The organism is Mycobacterium adipatum, assembly GCF_001644575.1.
Classification (GTDB): domain Bacteria; phylum Actinomycetota; class Actinomycetes; order Mycobacteriales; family Mycobacteriaceae; genus Mycobacterium; species Mycobacterium adipatum.
In genome coordinates this window covers 5,685,946-5,704,298 of sequence record NZ_CP015596.1, presented here as the reverse complement: position 1 = coordinate 5,704,298, position 18,353 = coordinate 5,685,946, and the positions used below count along the sequence as shown (strand labels likewise).

21 protein-coding genes are annotated in these 18,353 nt (G+C 67.6%); 14 read left to right on the top strand and 7 right to left on the bottom strand.

The window, feature by feature from the left end; all coding sequences use genetic code 11:
• Nucleotides 1-49: 49 nt before the first annotated feature.
• A complete protein-coding gene (locus A7U43_RS27185; protein WP_068001408.1) occupies nucleotides 50-514 on the top strand; it encodes a MarR family winged helix-turn-helix transcriptional regulator in 465 nt (154 codons plus the stop codon).
• Here the strand turns inward: A7U43_RS27185 and A7U43_RS27180 are convergent.
• The gene (locus A7U43_RS27180; protein WP_068001406.1) at nucleotides 501-2,081 is read right to left on the bottom strand and encodes a Na+/H+ antiporter; all 1,581 of its coding nucleotides are present in this window, start codon (nucleotides 2,079-2,081) and stop codon (nucleotides 501-503) included. The genes A7U43_RS27185 and A7U43_RS27180 overlap by 14 nt on opposite strands.
• Before the next feature lie 24 nt (nucleotides 2,082-2,105).
• Between A7U43_RS27180 and A7U43_RS29420 the strand changes: the two genes are divergently transcribed.
• The 9 genes from A7U43_RS29420 to A7U43_RS27140 all read left to right on the top strand — a co-directional run bounded on the left by A7U43_RS29420 (nucleotide 2,106) and on the right by A7U43_RS27140 (nucleotide 9,738).
• Nucleotides 2,106-2,420, top strand: a complete 315-nt coding sequence (locus A7U43_RS29420; protein ID WP_082902331.1) for a UBP-type zinc finger domain-containing protein — start codon at nucleotides 2,106-2,108, stop codon at nucleotides 2,418-2,420.
• 23 nt (nucleotides 2,421-2,443) lie between these two features.
• Nucleotides 2,444-3,649, top strand: coding sequence for a formate-dependent phosphoribosylglycinamide formyltransferase (gene purT / locus A7U43_RS27175; protein ID WP_068001403.1), 1,206 nt, complete (start codon nucleotides 2,444-2,446; stop codon nucleotides 3,647-3,649).
• The gene (locus A7U43_RS27170; RefSeq protein ID WP_068001399.1) at nucleotides 3,646-4,092 is read left to right on the top strand and encodes an Rv0361 family membrane protein; all 447 of its coding nucleotides are present in this window, start codon (nucleotides 3,646-3,648) and stop codon (nucleotides 4,090-4,092) included. Before purT ends, A7U43_RS27170 begins: the two co-directional genes overlap by 4 nt.
• A 16-nt stretch (nucleotides 4,093-4,108) precedes the next feature.
• Nucleotides 4,109-4,540: a rhodanese-like domain-containing protein gene (locus A7U43_RS27165; protein ID WP_231963481.1), complete on the top strand. Its 432-nt coding sequence runs from the start codon at nucleotides 4,109-4,111 to the stop codon at nucleotides 4,538-4,540.
• Nucleotides 4,537-5,760, top strand: coding sequence for an O-succinylhomoserine sulfhydrylase (locus A7U43_RS27160; RefSeq protein ID WP_068001394.1), 1,224 nt, complete (start codon nucleotides 4,537-4,539; stop codon nucleotides 5,758-5,760). The genes A7U43_RS27165 and A7U43_RS27160 overlap by 4 nt, the downstream gene beginning before the upstream one ends.
• Nucleotides 5,761-5,763: 3 nt before the next feature.
• Complete coding sequence (locus A7U43_RS27155) at nucleotides 5,764-6,168, top strand: hypothetical protein (RefSeq protein ID WP_068001390.1); 405 nt, start codon at nucleotides 5,764-5,766, stop codon at nucleotides 6,166-6,168.
• Between the two features lie 4 nt (nucleotides 6,169-6,172).
• Complete coding sequence (locus A7U43_RS27150; protein WP_231963480.1) at nucleotides 6,173-7,096, top strand: LysR family transcriptional regulator; 924 nt, start codon at nucleotides 6,173-6,175, stop codon at nucleotides 7,094-7,096.
• Between the two features lie 104 nt (nucleotides 7,097-7,200).
• Entirely contained in the window at nucleotides 7,201-8,703 is a 1,503-nt protein-coding gene (locus A7U43_RS27145; protein WP_068001387.1) for an APC family permease, read from the top strand.
• 15 nt (nucleotides 8,704-8,718) lie between these two features.
• Entirely contained in the window at nucleotides 8,719-9,738 is a 1,020-nt protein-coding gene (locus A7U43_RS27140; RefSeq protein WP_068001383.1) for an aminotransferase class IV, read from the top strand.
• 19 nt (nucleotides 9,739-9,757) lie between these two features.
• Here A7U43_RS27140 and A7U43_RS27135 read toward each other — a convergent pair whose 3' ends face one another.
• Nucleotides 9,758-10,618, bottom strand: a complete 861-nt coding sequence (locus A7U43_RS27135) for an SDR family oxidoreductase (protein WP_068001380.1) — start codon at nucleotides 10,616-10,618, stop codon at nucleotides 9,758-9,760.
• 61 nt (nucleotides 10,619-10,679) lie between these two features.
• Here A7U43_RS27135 and A7U43_RS27130 point away from each other — a divergent pair, with 61 nt between their 5' ends.
• Nucleotides 10,680-11,195, top strand: a complete 516-nt coding sequence (locus A7U43_RS27130) for a GNAT family N-acetyltransferase (RefSeq protein ID WP_068001378.1) — start codon at nucleotides 10,680-10,682, stop codon at nucleotides 11,193-11,195.
• Between the two features lie 4 nt (nucleotides 11,196-11,199).
• Nucleotides 11,200-11,490, top strand: coding sequence for a hypothetical protein (locus tag A7U43_RS27125; protein WP_068001374.1), 291 nt, complete (start codon nucleotides 11,200-11,202; stop codon nucleotides 11,488-11,490).
• A 13-nt stretch (nucleotides 11,491-11,503) separates the two neighbouring features.
• Here the strand turns inward: A7U43_RS27125 and A7U43_RS27120 are convergent, their stop codons facing one another.
• Nucleotides 11,504-12,256, bottom strand: coding sequence for a class I SAM-dependent methyltransferase (locus A7U43_RS27120; RefSeq protein ID WP_068001371.1), 753 nt, complete (start codon nucleotides 12,254-12,256; stop codon nucleotides 11,504-11,506).
• Complete coding sequence (locus A7U43_RS27115) at nucleotides 12,253-12,984, bottom strand: MBL fold metallo-hydrolase (RefSeq protein ID WP_068003879.1); 732 nt, start codon at nucleotides 12,982-12,984, stop codon at nucleotides 12,253-12,255. Before A7U43_RS27115 ends, A7U43_RS27120 begins: the two co-directional genes overlap by 4 nt.
• Before the next feature lie 35 nt (nucleotides 12,985-13,019).
• Between A7U43_RS27115 and fgd the strand changes: the two genes are divergently transcribed.
• Nucleotides 13,020-14,030: a glucose-6-phosphate dehydrogenase (coenzyme-F420) gene (gene fgd / locus A7U43_RS27110; protein ID WP_068001366.1), complete on the top strand. Its 1,011-nt coding sequence runs from the start codon at nucleotides 13,020-13,022 to the stop codon at nucleotides 14,028-14,030.
• On the opposite strand, the gene A7U43_RS27105 is transcribed toward fgd, so the two are convergent.
• Genes A7U43_RS27105 through A7U43_RS27095 form a run of 3 tightly spaced genes read right to left on the bottom strand, consistent with a single transcriptional unit; the run spans nucleotide 13,990 to nucleotide 16,537 of the window.
• Entirely contained in the window at nucleotides 13,990-14,757 is a 768-nt protein-coding gene (locus A7U43_RS27105; protein ID WP_068001363.1) for a GntR family transcriptional regulator, read from the bottom strand. The genes fgd and A7U43_RS27105 overlap by 41 nt on opposite strands.
• Before the next feature lie 2 nt (nucleotides 14,758-14,759).
• Entirely contained in the window at nucleotides 14,760-15,536 is a 777-nt protein-coding gene (gene fabG, locus A7U43_RS27100) for a 3-oxoacyl-ACP reductase FabG (RefSeq protein WP_068001361.1), read from the bottom strand.
• A gap of 11 nt (nucleotides 15,537-15,547) precedes the next feature.
• Nucleotides 15,548-16,537: a phosphotransferase enzyme family protein gene (locus A7U43_RS27095; protein ID WP_068001356.1), complete on the bottom strand. Its 990-nt coding sequence runs from the start codon at nucleotides 16,535-16,537 to the stop codon at nucleotides 15,548-15,550.
• 250 nt (nucleotides 16,538-16,787) lie between these two features.
• Between A7U43_RS27095 and A7U43_RS27090 the strand changes: the two genes are divergently transcribed.
• Nucleotides 16,788-18,347, top strand: coding sequence for an APC family permease (locus A7U43_RS27090; RefSeq protein WP_068001353.1), 1,560 nt, complete (start codon nucleotides 16,788-16,790; stop codon nucleotides 18,345-18,347).
• The last annotated feature ends 6 nt before the right edge of the window (nucleotides 18,348-18,353 follow it).

The following is an 18,353-nucleotide window of genomic DNA, read 5'->3' as shown; positions in this document are numbered from 1 at the left end:
AATATTTCAGATACTTAACCATTAATCAAATGAACGTTATGATGACGTCATGCAGCGAGAGGAACTCGTGCGGCTGATCGCTGCCGATGTGCGCGCCCTGACGGCCGAGTCCGATCAGATCGGCCGGGAGTTTGCGAGCCGAAATAACCTTTCCTCCAATGATTTTCGGGCACTGTTGCACATCATGGTGGCCGAGGCTGCGGGCGCCCCGCTGACTGCGGGGGAGTTGCGCAAGCTGATGGGGACCTCCGCCGCAGCCATCACCTACCTGGTGGAGCGGATGATCGAGTCCGGGCATCTGCGTCGGGAGGCCCATCCCGGCGACCGGCGCAAGGTGATCCTGCGCTACGACGATCACGGTCTCGCCGTGGCCACCGACTTCTTCACCCCGTTGGCCCAGATCAACTCCCAGGCGCTGGCCGACCTGCCCGACGCCGACCTCGACGCCGCGCACCGCGTGTTCACCGCCATCACCGGCGCGATGCGCGAGTTCCGGACCGTCAACGACGGTTGAGGGTCGCCTCTTCGAGGTCCAGGCCGCGCAGCACCTCGCGCAACACCTCGTCGTCGATGTTCCCGGCGTCACACTCGGCGATGAACGTATCGCGCTCGGCGGCAAGCATTTCCAGCCGGAGCCGGCGGAACGCCGATGCTGGGCTCTCGCCGATCTCGTCCTCGCTGCGCCCCAGTCGTTCCCACGCCGAGTTGCGCCGCGCGGTGTTCCACCGGCGTAGCACCTCGGCGGCATCGTCGGTGACCGCGGCGGGCCGGACGCCGGTGCCCTCGGTGCGGTGCTCCTCGAGCAGTTCATCGAGCCGCGCGGCGGCGGCCCGGGCCGCCTTGTCCTGTGCTGCGGCGTGCGCCAGCGCATCGCGCTGCGCATCGTCGCCCCGGATGCCGAATCGCCGGATCACCCACGGCAGCGTCAGACCATGCAGCAACAGTGTGCCCACCACCACGACAAAGGTCAGGAACACCAACTGCGGCCGGCCCGGGAACGGCGCACCGCTCAGCGTCGTCAACGGCACACCGAATGCGGCGGCCAGCGACACCACGCCCCGCATGCCGGCCCACGCCACCACGAAAACCTCGCCGGCCGCGGGGCGCGGGCGGCGCAGCGAGGTGGTCGCGTACACCCAGGCCATCCGGACGGCGATGACGGTGGTCAGCACCGCCACCGACGAGACCGTCATCGCGACGGCGGACAACCCGGACAGCTGACCGACCACCCCGGGCAGCTGTAGCCCGATCAGCAGGAACGCGAACGACTCCAGGATGAGTTGCAGGGCCTTCCACACCGCGTCGTCCTGCAGCCGGGTGGCGTATCCGGCATGCGTGGAGCGCTGACCGAGCATCAGTGCGGCGACGACGACGGCCAGCACCCCCGAGGCGTGTGCCTCCTCGGCCAGCAGGTAGATCACGAAGGGCGCGACCAGGCCGATGGCGCTCTCCACCAGTGGATCATCCAGCCGGGACCGGACGAAGGTGATCGCCGTCCCGGCCAGCGCACCGACGATCACCCCACCGGCGGCGGCCAGCACGAAGGTGCCCAGCCCGGACACCCATCCCGCCGAGGCCCCGATCGCGGCGGCCAACGCGACGCGGTATGCGGTCAGCGCGGTCGCATCGTTGAGCAGGCTCTCGCCGCCCAACAGCGTCATGATGCGCCGCGGCAGCCCGAGCCGCCGGCCCACCGCCGTCGCCGACACCGCGTCCGGCGGCGCGACGATGGCGCCCAGCACCAGCGCGGCGGCCAACGTGAAATCGGGCACCACGTGGTAGGCCACGAAACCGACCGCCAGCGTGGTGATCAGCGGCAGCCCGACCGCCAGGGATCCGATGGGGCGGACATGCCGGCGCATGGTGACATAGCTGCTCTCCAGGCCCGCCGACCACAACAGCGGCGGGAGGAGGACGAACAGCACCAGTTCAGGGTCGAGCTCGACCTCGTCGAGGCCGGGGATGGTGCTGGCCACCAGGCCGGCGACCACCAGCGCCAGCGGCGCCGAGATGTCCAGCCGGCGGCTCACCGCTGCCAGCAGGATCGCGGCCACCAGCACTGCCAGCAGTGTTGCTGCCACGGCATCAACCTATCCTTGATCAACATGCGTAAGAGATCCCGCCGGCCCGAGAAAGCGCGCGCTACGGCCGAGGATCGCTGCGAGCACCTTCATGCCGCGGTAGGCATCGTAGATCCGGACCCGCTGACCCCGGGTCGCTGCCAGGAATGCGCACGTGACGGCGAGGGCGCCTGGGCGCATCTGCGGATGTGCCTGTCCTGCGGGCATGTCGGCTGCTGCGATTCCAGCCCACATCAGCACGCCACCCGGCATTTCCGGGAGACCGGCCACGCGGTGATGCGTTCGGCTGAGCCCGGCGAGTCGTGGCGATGGTGCTATGTCGACAGCCGGATCGGCTGAGGATCTGGCAGGCTGGGTGAGCGATGACCAGACATGCTGACGAGCGCGCGAGGCCTGTGGTGATGTTGCTCGGGTCCGGCGAGGTGAGTCGTGAACTGACGCTGTCCTTTCAGCGCCTCGGCGCGACCGTCGTCGCGGTGGACCGCTACGCCGATGCGCCCGCGCACCGCGTCGCGGATCGCAGCGCGGTGGTCCGGATGAACGATCCCGAAGCGCTGTCCGCCGCGGTCGAGCGGGAGCGCCCCGACTACGTGGTTGTCGAGGCGGGTGTGGTCGCCACCGATGCGCTGGACGCGCTGGCCGAACGCATCGAGGTGTTCCCCGTACCGCGCGCCACCCGGCTCAGCCTGGACCGCGAGGGGCTGCGCCGGCTGGCCGCCGACGAACTGGGTCTGCCCACCGCGCCGTTCTGGTTCGCCGGATCGGCGGCCGAACTGGCCGCCGTCGCCGAGCACGCCGGATTTCCGCTGGCGGTCACCCCGGTCGCCGGCGTTCCCGGCGAAGGCCGGTCGGTGCTGCTGCGCCCCGAGGATGTGGAGCCGGCGTGGAACCGGGCCATCGCGGCGGGCCACCTCACCACCCCCAACCGGGTGATGGCCGAAACCGTCGTCGACGTCGACGACGAGATCACCCTGCTGACCGTGCGCACCACCGGGACGACGGGACCGGCCGTGCACTTCTGCGAGCCGATCGGTCACCGGGTCGCCGAAGACGGCGCGCTGGCCACCTGGCAGCCGCACCGGCTCAGCCCGGCCGCCCTGGACGCCGCCAAGTCCATCGCCGCCCGCATCGTCAACTCGCTCGGCGGGCGGGGGGTGTTCGCCGTGCAACTCCTGGTTCGCGGAGACGAGGTGTACTTCGCCGGCGTGCGGCCCCGGCCCGACGACACCGGGCTGCTGACGTTGCGCACCCAGCGGCTCTCCGAATTCGATCTGCACGCCCGCGCCATCCTCGGGTTGTCCGTCGACACCATCATGATCTCCCCGGGCGCCGCGCAGATCGGCTACGCCGGCGGCGACACCTCGGTTGCCGCCGAATCCGACATCGTCGGGGTGCTGTCGGAGGCGCTTGCCGTGGCCGAGAGCGATGTGCTGCTGTTCGACCGCCTCGACGAGACCGACGGCAGGCACCGGTTGGGTGCCGCGATCGCGACGGCACCCGATGTGACGGTGGCCCGGGACCGCGCGCAGCGCACCGCGGTCTCGCTGCGTAGGCTCTGGCAGTCGTGAGCAGCGACACCAACGACAGCGCACCCGAGGATCGCCCGACCGCGACACCGTTTCTGCTCGCGCTGGTCGTCATCGTGGTTGTGATCACCGCGATTCTTCTGCTGAACCGCGGTGACGGCGACGGCGATCCCGAGCAGATCGGCCGGGCCGTGGTCGCCCAGAACGACGCCCTGCAGCGACAGGATTACCAGGCCTTCGTGGCCAGCACCTGCGCCGCCCAGCACGGCACCGAGGACGAGGTGCTCACCCGGCAGCGCGATTCCGTGGCCAAGCGCGGCGAACGGTACGTCGACGGAGCGGGCAATATCGTCGTCGACGGCGATACCGCGACGGCCACCGTGCGCTACCACTTCGGTGCGAACCAGGAGTCCGAGGCCAGCGCCGACATGTCCTTCGTGCGCGAGGACGGCACCTGGAAGGTGTGCTCGGTTGGACCGGCCTAGCCGTTACGGTATGGGGGTGTCCACATCCGAGAGTCCGGGCTACGCCGGAGACATCACGCCCGAGCAGGCATGGGAGCTGCTGTCCGCCAACCCCGAAGCTGTGCTCGTCGATTGCCGTACCGAAGCCGAATGGCGCTTCGTGGGTGTCCCCGACCTGAGCTCGCTGCGCCGCGACGTCGTCTACGTGGAGTGGACCAGGACCGACGGCTCCCACAATGACAACTTCGTCGACGATCTCGGCAAGGCGGGGATCGCGCCCGGACAGCGTGCGGTGGTCTTCCTGTGCAGGTCGGGCAACCGCTCCATCGGTTCGGCGATCGCGGCCACCGAGGCCGGCATCGGGCCGTCCTACAACGTGCTGGACGGGTTCGAAGGCAATCTCGACGCCGACGGCCACCGCGGCACGACGGGCTGGAAAGCGGTCGGCCTGCCTTGGACGCAGTCATGAGCAGTCCCGAAGAACATCAGGTGCCGTCGGTCCGGATCCCCGCGCCGCTGCCCGACGGTGTCAGCCAGGCCACCATCGGGGTACGCGGCGGGCTGCTGAGATCCGGCTTCGAGGAGACCTCCGAAGCCTTGTACCTCACCTCCGGCTACGTGTACTCCTCGGCGGCCGATGCGGAGAAGGCCTTCACCGGCGACATCGACCGGTATGTCTACTCCCGCTACGGCAACCCGACCATCTCCATGTTCGAGGAGCGGTTGCGCCTCATCGAGGACGCGCCCGCCGCCTTCGCCACCGCCAGCGGGATGGCCGCGGTGTTCACCGCACTCGGTGCTCTGCTGGGCGCCGGCGACCGGCTGGTCGCGGCCCGCAGCCTGTTCGGTTCGTGCTTCGTGGTGTGCAACGAGATTCTGCCGCGCTGGGGTGTGGAGACCGTCTTCGTCGACGGCGATGACCTGTCCCAGTGGGAGGAGGCGCTCAGCACGCCGACCCAGGCGGTGTTCTTCGAGACACCGTCCAACCCCATGCAATCGCTCGTCGATATCGCCGCGGTGTCCGAGCTGGCCCACGCTGCCGGTGCAAAGGTGGTGCTGGACAACGTCTTCGCCACTCCGCTGCTGCAGCAGGGAATGCCGCTCGGTGCCGACGTGGTGGTCTACTCGGGCACCAAGCACATCGACGGTCAGGGGCGTGTGCTCGGTGGCGCGATCCTCGGCGACAAGGAGTACATCGACGGGCCGGTGCAGAAGCTGATGCGCCACACCGGTCCGGCGATCAGTGCGTTCAACGCCTGGACATTGCTCAAAGGCCTTGAGACGCTGGCGGTCCGGGTGGACTACTCGAACCGTTCGGCGCACCGCATCGCCGAGTTCCTGGAGCAGCAGGCCGGCGTGAACTGGGTGAAATACCCCTTCCTGGAATCACATCCGCAGTTCGACCTGGCCAAGCGGCAGATGCGCGGTGGCGGAACGGTGGTGACCTTCGAGCTGGCGGGAGGCAAGGACCGCGCCTTCGAAGTGCTGGACAAGTTGCAGGTCATCGACATCTCCAACAATCTCGGCGATGCCAAATCCCTGATCACCCACCCGGCCACCACCACTCACCGGGCGATGGGGCCGGAGGGCCGTGCGGCGATCGGGCTGGGCGACGGTGTGGTGCGGATCTCGGTCGGCCTGGAGGGCACCGAGGACCTGCTCGCCGACCTGGACCGGGCGTTGAGCTGACCCGTGTCCAAGCGAGGGGACGCGAAGAAGGCGCGGCGCCGTAAGCGTCTGGGTGGCACCCGGCGGGTTCCCGACGCGATCGTCGCGCAGCTGTCCGCCATCCCGGACGGTATCGTCGCCGACCTCGCCGAGTTCGACGAGCGGATCACTGCCCGGGACTGGACGTTCGACGAAGAGCAATCCGATGACGACTACGCGGTGTGGTTTTTCGAACCCTCCGGCGCACAGGTCGACGACGGTCTGCCGGTGACCTCGCTGTGGCTGGACGCCGCCGAGGACGGGGCGATCGTGCGGGTGGTCCTGGTCGGCACCACCACGCCGCACCCGTTCACCCACGCCCAGTTGTTCGAGCATCTGGAGGCCATCGAGACCTACCGGAACGGTGACCCGGTCCCGGAGTTCGGCTAGGGCCGTGAGTGACCTGACGCTGCGGCAACTGCGCTACTTCGCGGTCCTGGGCGAGGAGCTGAACTACCGCCGCGCGGCCGAACGCCTGTTCATCACCCAGCCGGCGCTGTCCACCGCGATCAAGCAACTGGAGCAGTCCTTCGGGGTGGTGCTGTTCAACCGCAACACCCGCGAGGTCGCCCTGACCGATCTCGGTGCGGCGTGGCTACCGCAGGTGCAGCAGGCGCTGTCCGGGGTGGACGCGGTGGTGTCCAACCTCGTGACGCTCTCGGGCACCCGCCAGGGCCGGCTGCGCCTCGGGTACCTCATCGGCACCGGCGCCGACCTGCTGTTCCGTCTGGTGCGGCACTTCGAGGCCGCGTATCCGGATGTCCGCGTCGAGCCCATCGAGTTCGATTTCGCCGACCCCACCGCCGGATTGTCCAGCGGCGCCACCGAGGTGGCGCTGATCCGTCCGCCGGTGGATCTGCCCGAGCACCGGATGTTGGTGCTGGACTCCGAATCCTGGGTGGCCTGCCTGCCCAGGGACCATCCGCTGGCCGGCCGGCACGAGGTCGAGATCGGTGAACTGCTCGACGACCCGATCGTCTGCGCGCCGGTGACCGCGGGGCCGTGGCGGGACTACTGGCTGGCCATGGATGCCCGCGGCAACCGGCCACCCACCATTGCCGCGGTCGCCGCCACCTACGAGGCGGAGACCACGTCCATCGCCCGCGGCTTGGGGATCAGCTTCACCACCTCCTCGGTGGCCCGCTTCTATGACCGCCCGGGCATCGTCTACGTCCCGATCGTCGATCGCCCGCCCAGCCAGGTGGCGCTGGCCTGGCACCCGGGCACGCTGAGCCCGCAGGCCGACGCGCTGATCAGGCACGTTCAGCAGAATTGGGGTTTCGATGGCGGCGATGAGACGACCGCTGGTCAGCGCTGATAAACGTGGGTTATCAATAGATCAAAAGATGGAACTTCCGGTGACCGCCCGGGGGCGATTGTCTGTCATCAGTCATCTCACCCCTGCTCCGACCTGGAGATCCCATGACCGACACCCCCGTACGACCCACTGATCCATCGACGCCCGTGTTGAACGCCGAGGATTCCAAGCTCGCCGAACTGGGTTACACCCAGAAGCTGGACCGCTCGGTGGGCACGCTGGCATCGTTTGCCATCGGCTTCGCGACCATCAGCGCCACCACCGCGGTCTTCACCGGCTTCGGCGCCGGCTATTTCACCGCCGGGGCGCCGTTCGTCTGGACGCTGCTGCTCGCCGGCGCGGTCTTCGCGCTGTGGACCTTCATCGCCGCGGATCTCACCGCGAAGCTGCCGCTGGCCGGCTACTCCTACCAGTGGATCAGCCGGATCAACGGGCCGAACCTGGCCTGGTTCACCGGGTTCATCGCGCTGATGGGATGGGTCTGCGGGATGACCGGCGTCGGATTCATCCTGTCCGGCTATCTGGGCGGGCTGTTCGGCTGGAGCATGACCCAGACCACGCAGATCCTGCTGGCCATCGCCGTGGTGTTCGTCTGCGTGCTCATCAACATCTACGGCGTCCGCTTCGCCACCATGGTCAACAACATCGGCGTCAGCCTGGAACTCGTCATCACCGTCGGGGCCACCGCGCTCATCGCCGTCATCGCATTCTCCGCGCCCGAGAACCACCAACCGATCTCGGTGCTGTTCACCGGTGGCGAAGCCGGTGACAAGGACTCCTACCTGCTGGCCTGGCTGGCCGCCGCGCTCGGCCCGTTCTTCGGGCTCATCGGCGTGGAATCCGGCGCCGACGTCGCCGAGGAGACCAAGGACGCCCGCCGCGTGGTGCCCAAGACGATGTTCTACGCGCTGATCACCTCGATCGTCATCGAGCTGCTGATGTACATCGTGTACGTGCTCGCGATCAAGGATCCCGCTGCCGTGCAGGCTAATTCGGGCGCCCCGATCGAGGAGATCATCACCCAGCAGGCCGGCCCGGTGGTCACCAAGATCATCGTCGCCATTGCCCTGACCAACATCCTGGCCTGCCTGCTCGCCAACATTCTGGTCGCCACCCGGCTGACCTACTCGATGGCTCGTGACAACATGCTGCCGTTCTCCCATGTGTGGCGCCATGTTTCGCCGACCCGCAAGACACCCACGTACTCGATCATCGGTCTGGGCTGCCTGTCGACACTGTTGCTGCTGTCGGCCATCGTCAACGAGAAGGCGTTCAACTACATCATCGGCATCGCGTCGCTGCTGTTCTTCTTCGTCTACATCCTGCAGACCATCGGGCTGCTGGTCGGGTACCGCAAGGGCACCATCCCGGTCGGTGACCCCGGCACCTTCGACCTGGGCCGGTTCCGGTTGCCGATCTACCTCACCGCGCTGGTCGTCTTCCTCAGCGTCGCCGTGACATTGCTGTTCCTGCCGCAGTTCACCAACAACAAATGGGTGTTCCTCGGTGTCGTGCTGATCGCCGCGATCTGGTGGGCCACCGGCCTGAAGACCCGACTGGCCGCCGGCGAGGCCGGCGTGGCATACGCCAAGACCCACACCTCCTGAAAGGACCCAACACAGATGACCATTGCAGACGCAGGCACCTCCAACCTGGTCGCCGTCGAGCCCGGCGCCGCCATTCGCGAAGCCACTCCGGAAGGCTCGGTGATCCAGTACAGCGACTACGAACTGGACACCTCCAGCCCCTTTGCCGGCGGTGTCGCCTGGATCGAGGGCGAGTACATGCCCGCCGAAGAGGCCAAGATCTCGATCTTCGACACCGGGTTCGGACATTCCGATCTGACCTACACGGTGGCACATGTGTGGCACGGCAACATCTTCCGGCTGGGTGATCACCTGGACCGGCTGCTCGACGGCGCGGCCAAGCTGCGCCTCGATGCCGGCATGGGCAAAGACGAACTCGCCGAGATCACCAAAAAGTGCGTGTCGCTGTCCCAGCTGCGCGAATCGTTCGTCAACCTCACCGTGACGAGGGGATACGGAAAGCGCAAGGGCGAGAAGGACCTGTCCAAGCTGACCCACCAGGTGTACATCTACGCCATCCCGTACCTGTGGGCCTTCCCGCCGGCCGAGCAGATCTTCGGCACCACCGCGATCGTGCCGCGCCACGTGCGCCGGGCCGGGCGCAACACCGTCGACCCGACCATCAAGAACTACCAGTGGGGCGATCTGACCGCGGCCAGCTTCGAGGCCAAGGACCGCGGTGCCCGCACCGCGATCCTGTTGGATGCCGACAATTGCGTGGCCGAGGGGCCCGGTTTCAACGTCTGCATCGTCAAGGACGGCAAGCTGGCCTCGCCGTCACGAAATGCCTTGCCCGGCATCACCCGTAAGACGGTGTTCGAGCTCGCCGATCAGATGGGCATCGAGGCCACCCTTCGGGATGTGACCAGCCATGAGCTCTACGACGCCGACGAGCTGATGGCGGTCACCACCGCCGGCGGTGTCACCCCGATCAACTCGCTCGACGGTGAACCGATCGGCAACGGCGAGCCCGGCCCGATGACGGTTGCCATCCGGGACCGGTTCTGGGCGTTGATGGATGAGCCCTCGCCGTTGATCGAGGCCATTCAGTACTGAGGCGGGCCGGACGCCGCCGCTACTTGCCTTCGGATTCGATGACACCCTGGGCGGCACGGGCCCGGTCCTCGTAGGCCTTGCGCTTGCTCTTGTCGAACTCCAGGAACACCTTGTCCAGGCCCAGTGCCTTGTTCATCGCGCGACGGCCCTTCGGTGGCAGCATCTGGGCGGCCTGCGCGGTGAACCGCAGCGGCGGCGGCACCGACACATGGGTTTTGGGCTTGTCGAGCGTCTTGACGATCGCGGCGGCGATATCCTCCGGCTCGACGGGCTTGATCGCGCCGCCGGACTTGGTGCCGGAGATCAGTTCGGTGTTGGTGAACGGCGGCATGATCACCGAGACGTTCACGCCGTGCGGCGCCATCTCATCGGCCAGCGCCGTGGTCAGCCCGACCACGGCGTACTTGGCGCCCACGTAGACCACCTGGCCCGGCAACGGGATCAACCCCGACAGCGAGGCGATGTTGATGATGTGGCCGCTGCGGCGCTTGACCATCTGCGGCAGCGCGAGCTGGCAGCCGGTGAGCACACCGTAGACGTTGACCTCCAGCGACGAGCGGACCGACTGCTCGGTCTCCTCGAGGAACGGGCCGACCGGCATGACACCGGCATTGTTGATCAGCACGTCGATGTGACCGCCGCCGTCGGTGCGGGCCTTGTCCAGGAAGGTCTCGAAGGATTCCCGGTCGGTGACGTCGAGGGGGTAACCGGAGACCTGGCCGAGCTTGGTGAGCTCGACGACGGCGGATTCCTGCAGGGCGACGTCACGGTCGCCGATGACGACCCGGGCCCCGCGGGCCAGCAGGGCCTTGGCGGTGGCATAACCGATACCGCGGGCCGCGCCGGTGATCGCGATGGTCTTGCCGCTGATGTTGTCCATGGCGGCGAACTTTACACGTGTCAAGTTTGTGCGGGAAGGGGGGCCACGGTATGCAGGAGCGGTGTCGGACTCTCTGCGTTTCGTCGCCGTGGCCCAGACGGATCCGCTGGCCGAGCCGTTGCTGGCCGAGCTGGCCGTCGAGTACGCGCAGCGTTACGGCGGCTCCGAGGCGGGTGTGAGCGCCTGGCTGCGCGGGCATCCGGCCGCGGACTTCGCCGCACCGCACGGGGCGCTGCTCATCGGTCTGCTCGGCGGGCGTCCGGTCACCGGTGGAGCGTTTCAGCGTTTCGACGACGAGACCGCCGAACTGAAACGGATCTGGACCGCCAGCGGGTACCGCCAGCGCGGTTACGCCAAGGCTCTGCTGGTCGAACTCGAGGCGATGATCGCCGGGCGGGGCTACCGGCGCATCTACCTGACCACCGGGGATCGCCAGCCCGAGGCGGAGGCACTCTATGAATCGGCCGGTTACTCCCGGTTGGTCGAACCGCTGCCCGCCGAGGGGGACATCTTCCCGATCGCCTTCGAGAAGATGGTGAGCGGACAGCCCGAAACCGCAGAGCCTTTCGTAGGCTGAGGCGGTGTCACTTGCCACCGTGGGTCTGCTGATCCTGGCCGCCGCCCTGGTTGCGGCGCTGTTGGGGATCGCGGTGCGCACCCTGGTCGGCCGCAACGCCGAGGTGCCCGCGGTACGCCGCACGGTGACCCGGCTGCGTGGCAACGCGGCAGGCCGGGTGCTGTTCGGCCCGTCGGAGAACGACGCCCTCGACAGCGAGGAACTCGACCAGATGATCCTGTTGCCCACCATCGTGGTGGTGTGCGGGCTGGTGGTGACCGCGGTCTTCGTGTTCGGTTACGCGCTCATCGCGTGATCGTGCACGGCGCTCATCGGGTGATCGTGCACAGCACGGCGAGCGCGTCGTTGGTCGCCTGCACACCGGCCTCGCCGATGGTGGCTGCCAGGCGGTTGCGCAGCAGGTCCTGATCGGCCGCCGGCAGCTGCAACACCGCGGAGTAGGTGCTCACCATCTGTACCCACGCGGTACCGCCGTAGTGCGGGTGCTCGGTGTAGTGCCGGCGCTGCGAGGTGAAGCCCGCCGCGGCCAGCAGCGGCTCCAGATCGTCGCCTTCGACGAGGACCGACGGCCGTTGCGGCTCGGCACCCACATCCGCATACACGGCGGCGAGTTCGTCCGGACTCGGGCGGTCCGCGACGATCCGGTTCCACAGCAGCGCCAGCCGACCGTCGCCGGCCAAGACCGCGCCCACCTTGCGCAGCGCGGGTTGCGGGTCCACCCAATGGAAGGACTGGGCGAACACGACCAGATCGAAGGAGCGTCCGCGCGGATCCCACTCGGCGAACGTGGCCACCTCGACCGGCAGGCCCTTGCCCGCGGCGACCTCGGCCATCGCCGGATCCGGTTCCACCGCCAGCACGTCGGCACCGGCCGCGCGCAGCTGGGCGGTCGCGATACCGGTCCCGGCGCCCACGTCGAGCACCCGGATACCGGGCCGGGGCACCAGGTCGGCGATCAGCGCGCCGGGGTAGCGGGGCCGGAAGCGGTCGTAGCGCGCGGCCGCCGATCCGAAGGAGGTGGCGCGCGCCCGGTCGCGGTGCAATGGCTGCCCGCCGGTCATGGCGCGGCCTGCTCGGCGGCCTCGCGGATCGGTCCGCGCCAGGCCGGCCCGTGTCCAGGCAGCAGCACCTCGGTGTCCAGCATGCCCAGGGCGGCCAGGCTGCGCACGCACCCGTCCTGGTCGTGGTTGAACAGCGCCGGCAGCAGCTGCGGGCCGCGGCGGGTGCTGACCGGGTGGGCGGTGATCAGGGCGTCGCCGGCCACCAGCACCCCATCCACCAGATAGGAACAGTGACCACCGGTGTGCCCCGGCGTGGGTATGGCCACCGGGTTGCCGGGCAGCGCGCCGGCGATGTTCTCGTCGAAGGCCTGCGTGGTCGGGATGCCCTCGTGGGTCAGTCCGCCCTTGCGCACCAGGGCCAGCGACCAGGCGAGGTAGCGCGGTTGCCACGCGCGGGTCAGCACATCCACCGGGGACGCCTGCTCCAGGTATTGCCGTTGGGCATGCCCAACCTCGGCGGAGTGCGTATACACCGGCGTGCCATGGGTTTTCGCGAACCAGATGGCCGAGCCTAGGTGATCCACGTGGGCGTGGGTGAGCAGGATGGCACGCACGTCGGCCGGCCCGAAGCCCAGCTCGCGCACCGAGTCGAGGACCTCGGTGCGGCTGCCGGGGTACCCGGCGTCGATCAGCAGCACGCCGTCGTCACCGGACACCAGCGTCCAGTTCACCAAATCGGTCTGGGCGAAATAGACGCTGTCGGTGATGCGGGTGAGCGCTGGGGCCATGATCACGAGCCTATAAGGGGGAGTAGAAAGGAACCGTGGCTGAACTCAAACTGGGATACAAGGCGTCGGCGGAACAGTTCGCCCCGCGCGAGCTCGTCGAATTGGCCGTGGCGGCCGAGGCACACGGGATGGACAGTGCGACCGTCAGTGATCATTTCCAGCCGTGGCGCCACGAGGGCGGCCATGCCCCGTTCTCACTGGCCTGGATGACCGCCGTCGGCGAGCGCACCCAGCGGCTGCAGTTGGGCACCTCGGTGCTCACCCCGACCTTCCGGTACAACCCGGCGGTCATCGCCCAGGCGTTCGCCACCATGGGGTGCCTGTACCCGGGTCGGATCTTCCTCGGTGTCGGGACCGGTGAGGCGCTCAACGAGATCGCCACCGGCTACGAGGGCGAGTGGCCGGAGTTCAAGGAGCGTTACGCGCGGCTGCGCGAATCGGTGCGGCTGATGCGCGAGCTGTGGCTGGGCGACCGGGTCGACTTCGACGGCGAGTACTACAAGACCAAGGGCGCGTCGATCTACGACGTTCCCGAGGGCGGGATCCCGATCTATATCGCCGCGGGCGGACCGCAGGTGGCCAAGTACGCCGGCCGCGCCGGCGACGGGTTCATCTGCACCTCCGGTAAGGGCGAAGAGCTCTACAAGGACAAGCTCATCCCGGCCATGCGCGAGGGCGCCGAAGCCGCCGGCAAGAACCCCGACGATGTCGACCGGATGATCGAGATCAAGATCTCCTACGACACCGATCCCGAACTGGCGTTGGAGAACACCCGGTTCTGGGCACCGCTGTCATTGACGGCCGAGCAGAAGCATTCCATCGACGACCCGATCGAGATGGAGAAGGCCGCCGACGCGTTGCCCATCGAGCAGGTGGCCAAGCGTTGGATCGTCGCCTCCGATCCCGACGAGGCGGTCGCCAAGGTCAAGGACTATGTCGACTGGGGCCTCAATCATCTGGTGTTCCACGCGCCCGGCCATGACCAGCGCCGATTCCTGGAGCTGTTCAAACGGGATCTGGAGCCACGGTTGCGCACGCTAGCGTGATCCCGGTGCTGCTGGACGCGGTGAGTCGGACCCGGTCCGCGCGGAACAGGTCGTAGGCGTACTCGAACGGTCTGCCCGCTTCGCAGCGGGCCACCCGGGTGATGGCGAGCAACGGTTTGCGCTGGGCGATGCCCAGCCATTGCGCCTCCCGCGGGCTGGCGCTGACGACCTCAATGGTCTCGTCGGTCTCGGCGGGCACCAGTCCGTAGCGGATCCGCAGCAGCTCGTAGAGCGACCCGCCCAGCGGCTGCTCGAGCAGATCGCCGACCTGGTCGGCGCTGAAACAGGACATGTCGACCGACAGCGGCACCCCGTCGGCGTAGCGCAGCCGACGGATCACGACGACCGGCGCGTTCTCGGGGATGCTCAGTGCGGTGGATTCCGCGTCGGTCGCCGGTCTGGTGTCGGTGGCCAGTACCTTGGTATGGCTGGTGTGACCGCCGTCCTGCAGTAGTGCCGGCAGTCCGGCCCGCTCGGCGGCGTTGCGCTGCACCACATCTGCACGGATGAAGGTTCCTCCGGCCCGACCGGTGCGTCGCTCCAGCACGCCGGCCTGACTCAACGGCAGCAGTGCGCTGCGCAGCGTCGCGCGGGACACCGCGAACTGCTCGGCCATCTCCCGTTCGGTGCCCAGCCGGGAGCCCGGGCGCAGCGCACCGCTGGACAGCATGGACAGAATCCGCCGGCGTACATCCTCTGCGACCGCACCCCCCGGTGTTTCCTCCATGATCAGGTGATGATCGCATCCAGGGACTCGGGTAGCACCTGGCCACCGTCCACCGCGATGGCCTGACCGGTGATGTAGGCGGCCTCCCTGGTGGCCAGGAATGCCGCGAGATGGCCGATGTCCTCCGGGGTGCCCAGCGCGCCGGCGGGAATCGATCGGGCCATGCTCGCGAGGTAGTCCTCGCCGTTGTCGAGCAGGCCCTCGGTCAGGATGTTGCCCGGCAGGATGGCATTGACGGTGATCCCGTGAGGTGCCAGCTCGATCGCGGCGGTCCGCATGAAACCCAGTTGGGCGGCCTTGGTGGCGCCGTAATGCGACCACCCGGGGTAACCGGTGATGGGTCCGGTGATCGAGGAGGTCAGCACGATCCGTCCCGTCCCCGACGCGGTCAACGCGTCCAGGCAGGCCTGCACCGCGAAGAACGTCCCGTGCACGTTGATGCCCATGATTTCGTCGAGCTGCGCGGGTGTCATGGTGGCCAGCGGTGCGTCGGGGAAGATGCCGGCATTGGCGCACAACACATCCAGCCCGCCGAAGGCCTCGACGGCGGCGGCGGCCATCTCGTCGCAGGACCCGCGGTCGCTGACATCGACCCGTACCCCGATCACCGTGCCGTCGCCGAGATCGTCCACCTCGGCGACGGCCTCGTCCAGACTGCCTGCCGAGCGCGCGGCGATCGCGACATTGGCTCCCGCGCGGGCGAACACCGAGGCGATGCCCCGCCCGATTCCCTTGCTCCCGCCGGTCACCAGGACCGAACGTCCCACTAGGTCGAACATTGGTGTTCCTCTCAGCTCATCCACGATGCGTCGGTAAGGTAGCGCTGCGCCAGTTGGGCTGTGCCACTGACAAATTCGGGTCCTATGGTGGTTGCGGCGTCGGCGTCGGCGTGCGAGGCGATCCAGGCCGTCAGCTGGATGCGGCGCAGCATCACGAAGGTCGATATCAGGGCCTGGTGGTCGCCCGGCAGGGTGCGCACGTTCTGATACCCGCGCAACCATTGTTCGACGATGGTCTCGGCCACCGGGGTGTCCTCGATGAAGGACACCACGGCGCCGAGATCGGCCAGGTGCCAGGACCAGCCGCAGTCGTCGAAGTCGATCACGGTGATACCGGAGCCGGGGGTGTTCGGATCGACCATCAGGTTGGCCAGTCGCAGGTCGGCGTGCACCAACCCGAATCGGTCCGGGCCGGTGCCGAACTCGTCGAGCCGCTGCGCGAGGACGGACAGTGCCCGCTCGATCGTCTCCTGCTCGGTGCGGGTCAAGCCCGCCGCCGCACGCCAGTCTCCCCATCGTCCGGCGGGGCCGACCATGGTGTCCACATCCCACCGGAATCGGGTGAACCCGCTCGGCTGCGGCCATGCCAACGCATGTTCGTGCATCTGGGCGGCGAGTTCACCGAGGTCGGCGAACCCGACGATATCGGTGGCATCCTCGGCGGTGCACCCGGCGATATGGCTGACGGCGTCGACATGCAGCGTCCGGTCTCCGACCGCGGCGGTGACGACCTTCTCCCCGCTACGCGCGGTCACCAGCTCGGGGGTGCGGACCGACGTCTGGTGGCGCAGGGCGGACATCCAGGCGAGCTCGGACTCGATCGCCTGCCTGGAGTGGTAGTCGGGCCGGTGCACCCGCAGCACGAACGGTTCGTCGCCGCCGACCAGGTAGGTGGCATTTTCCGACAGGCTCAGCAGCCGGAGCTCGGTGTCCGCGGCGCGACCGTAGGCGGGTAGCGCCGCGCGGGCGAAGCTCTCGTGGTCAGAAGGTAATCCCGGCATGCCGACCAGTGTGTACCAAAGAGAGGGCCAAAACAGACCAAATCGCCGATTTTTACGTCAGCGTTGCAATATGCTCCGGTGCGAAACACCGCCGAAACACAGCAAGCTCACAGTTAAAATCTCCAGTTGACCAACGAATCTGAGCGGGGTAACAATTGCCGACGTCGCATTCCGTCACCGGTACCGAAGCCGGTGACTCTTCAAAACCAGACCAAATAACTGTCTGGTTTGGCCCTCAGATTGGGATTCAATGAGCGAAATCATCGATCCACCCGCCCCTACGGGCACCAACCCCATTCAACGCCTCAAGCCGAACGCCGTCGGGCTGGTGGGCGTGCTGTTCATGGCGGTCGCGACCGCCGCACCCATCACCGCCATGGTCGGCAACGTTCCGATCGCGGTCGGCTACGGCAACGGGGCCTTCGCGCCCGCCGGCTACTTCGTGGCCACCATCGTGCTCACGCTGTTCGCCATCGGCTACGCCGCCATGAGCAAGCACATCACCGCCACCGGGGCCTTCTACGGGTACATCTCGCACGGCCTCGGGCGCATCGTCGGGCTGGGCGCCGGATTCCTCACCGCACTGGCGTACATGGTGTTCGAGGCCTCCCTGATCGGCATCTTCTCGTTCTTCGGCACCGACCTGTTCACCTCACTGTTCGGTGTCGACGTGCCCTGGATCGTGTTCGCGCTGGTGATGCTGGGCGTGAACACCCTGCTGACCTACTTCGACATCAACTTGGCCGCAAAGGTACTCGGTGTCTTCCTGGTCACCGAGATCGTGATGCTGGGCGCCCTGGCTGTCTCGGTGTTGGTGGCCGGTGGCGGTCCGCAGGGCTGGTCGTGGGGATCGTTGAACCCGCTCAACGGTTTTCAGAGCTTGTCTGGGGCCGTCGAGGGCCCCGACGGCTCCATGATCGCGGTGGCCGGGTCCGCGGGTGTCGGACTGTTCTTCGCGTTCTGGTCCTGGGTCGGGTTCGAGTCCAGCGCCATGTACGGCGAGGAATCACGCAACCCCAAGAAGATCATCCCCATCGCGGTGATCTGTTCGGTCGTCGGTATCGGCGCGTTCTACGTGATCGTGTCCTGGCTGGCCATCGTCGGTACCGGCCCGGAGAACGCCGTTGCGCTGGCCCAGGATTCGGCCACCGCGGGCAACATCTTCTTCAACCCGGTGCACGACAATCTGGGCCAATGGGCCGTCGATCTGTTCAAGATCCTGCTGATGACGGGCTCGTTCGCGTGCGGTATGGCGTTCCACAACTGTGCGGCCCGCTACCTCTACGCGCTGGGTCGGGAGAACGTCATCCCGGGTATGCGCAAGACCATCGGTGCCACCCACCGGGTGCACGGCTCCCCGCATATCGCGGGGTTCGTGCAGACCGGTTTCGCCACGCTGATCGTGCTGTTCTTCCAGTTCACCGATCGTGATCCCTACACCGGTCTGTACGGCCTGATGGCTCTGCTGGGTACCACCGCGATCATGATCGTGCAAGCCCTGGCAGCGTTCTCGGTGATCTCGTATTTCCATGTGCACAAGCGGCATCCGGAAACCGCCAACTGGTTCAGCACGTTCCTGGCCCCGCTCCTGGGCGGGCTCGGCATGATCTATGTGGTCTACCTGCTGGCCAAGAACGCGTCCTTCGCGGCGGGCACCGCGGCCACGGACTGGATCTTCGCCGCCATCCCGTGGGTGGTCGGTATCGTCGGTATCGGGGGCGTGCTGCTGGCCCTGTTCCTGAAGTACAAAGATCCAGCACGGTACGCCGAATTGGGGCGCACCGTTCTGGAAGAAGCCCACGAGCGCTGACGACGA

Coding starts and splice junctions, on each gene's coding strand:
- A7U43_RS27185 (WP_068001408.1), top strand. CDS start 50: ATGCAGCGAGAGGAACTCGTGCGGCTGATCGCTGCCGATGTGCGCGCC.
- A7U43_RS29420 (WP_082902331.1), top strand. CDS start 2,106: ATGCGTAAGAGATCCCGCCGGCCCGAGAAAGCGCGCGCTACGGCCGAG.
- purT (WP_068001403.1), top strand. CDS start 2,444: ATGACCAGACATGCTGACGAGCGCGCGAGGCCTGTGGTGATGTTGCTC.
- A7U43_RS27160 (WP_068001394.1), top strand. CDS start 4,537: ATGAGCAGTCCCGAAGAACATCAGGTGCCGTCGGTCCGGATCCCCGCG.
- A7U43_RS27145 (WP_068001387.1), top strand. CDS start 7,201: ATGACCGACACCCCCGTACGACCCACTGATCCATCGACGCCCGTGTTG.
- A7U43_RS27140 (WP_068001383.1), top strand. CDS start 8,719: ATGACCATTGCAGACGCAGGCACCTCCAACCTGGTCGCCGTCGAGCCC.
- A7U43_RS27135 (WP_068001380.1), bottom strand. CDS start 10,618: ATGGACAACATCAGCGGCAAGACCATCGCGATCACCGGCGCGGCCCGC.
- A7U43_RS27120 (WP_068001371.1), bottom strand. CDS start 12,256: ATGACCGGCGGGCAGCCATTGCACCGCGACCGGGCGCGCGCCACCTCC.
- A7U43_RS27115 (WP_068003879.1), bottom strand. CDS start 12,984: ATGGCCCCAGCGCTCACCCGCATCACCGACAGCGTCTATTTCGCCCAG.
- A7U43_RS27105 (WP_068001363.1), bottom strand. CDS start 14,757: ATGGAGGAAACACCGGGGGGTGCGGTCGCAGAGGATGTACGCCGGCGG.
- fabG (WP_068001361.1), bottom strand. CDS start 15,536: ATGTTCGACCTAGTGGGACGTTCGGTCCTGGTGACCGGCGGGAGCAAG.
- A7U43_RS27095 (WP_068001356.1), bottom strand. CDS start 16,537: ATGCCGGGATTACCTTCTGACCACGAGAGCTTCGCCCGCGCGGCGCTA.
- A7U43_RS27090 (WP_068001353.1), top strand. CDS start 16,788: ATGAGCGAAATCATCGATCCACCCGCCCCTACGGGCACCAACCCCATT.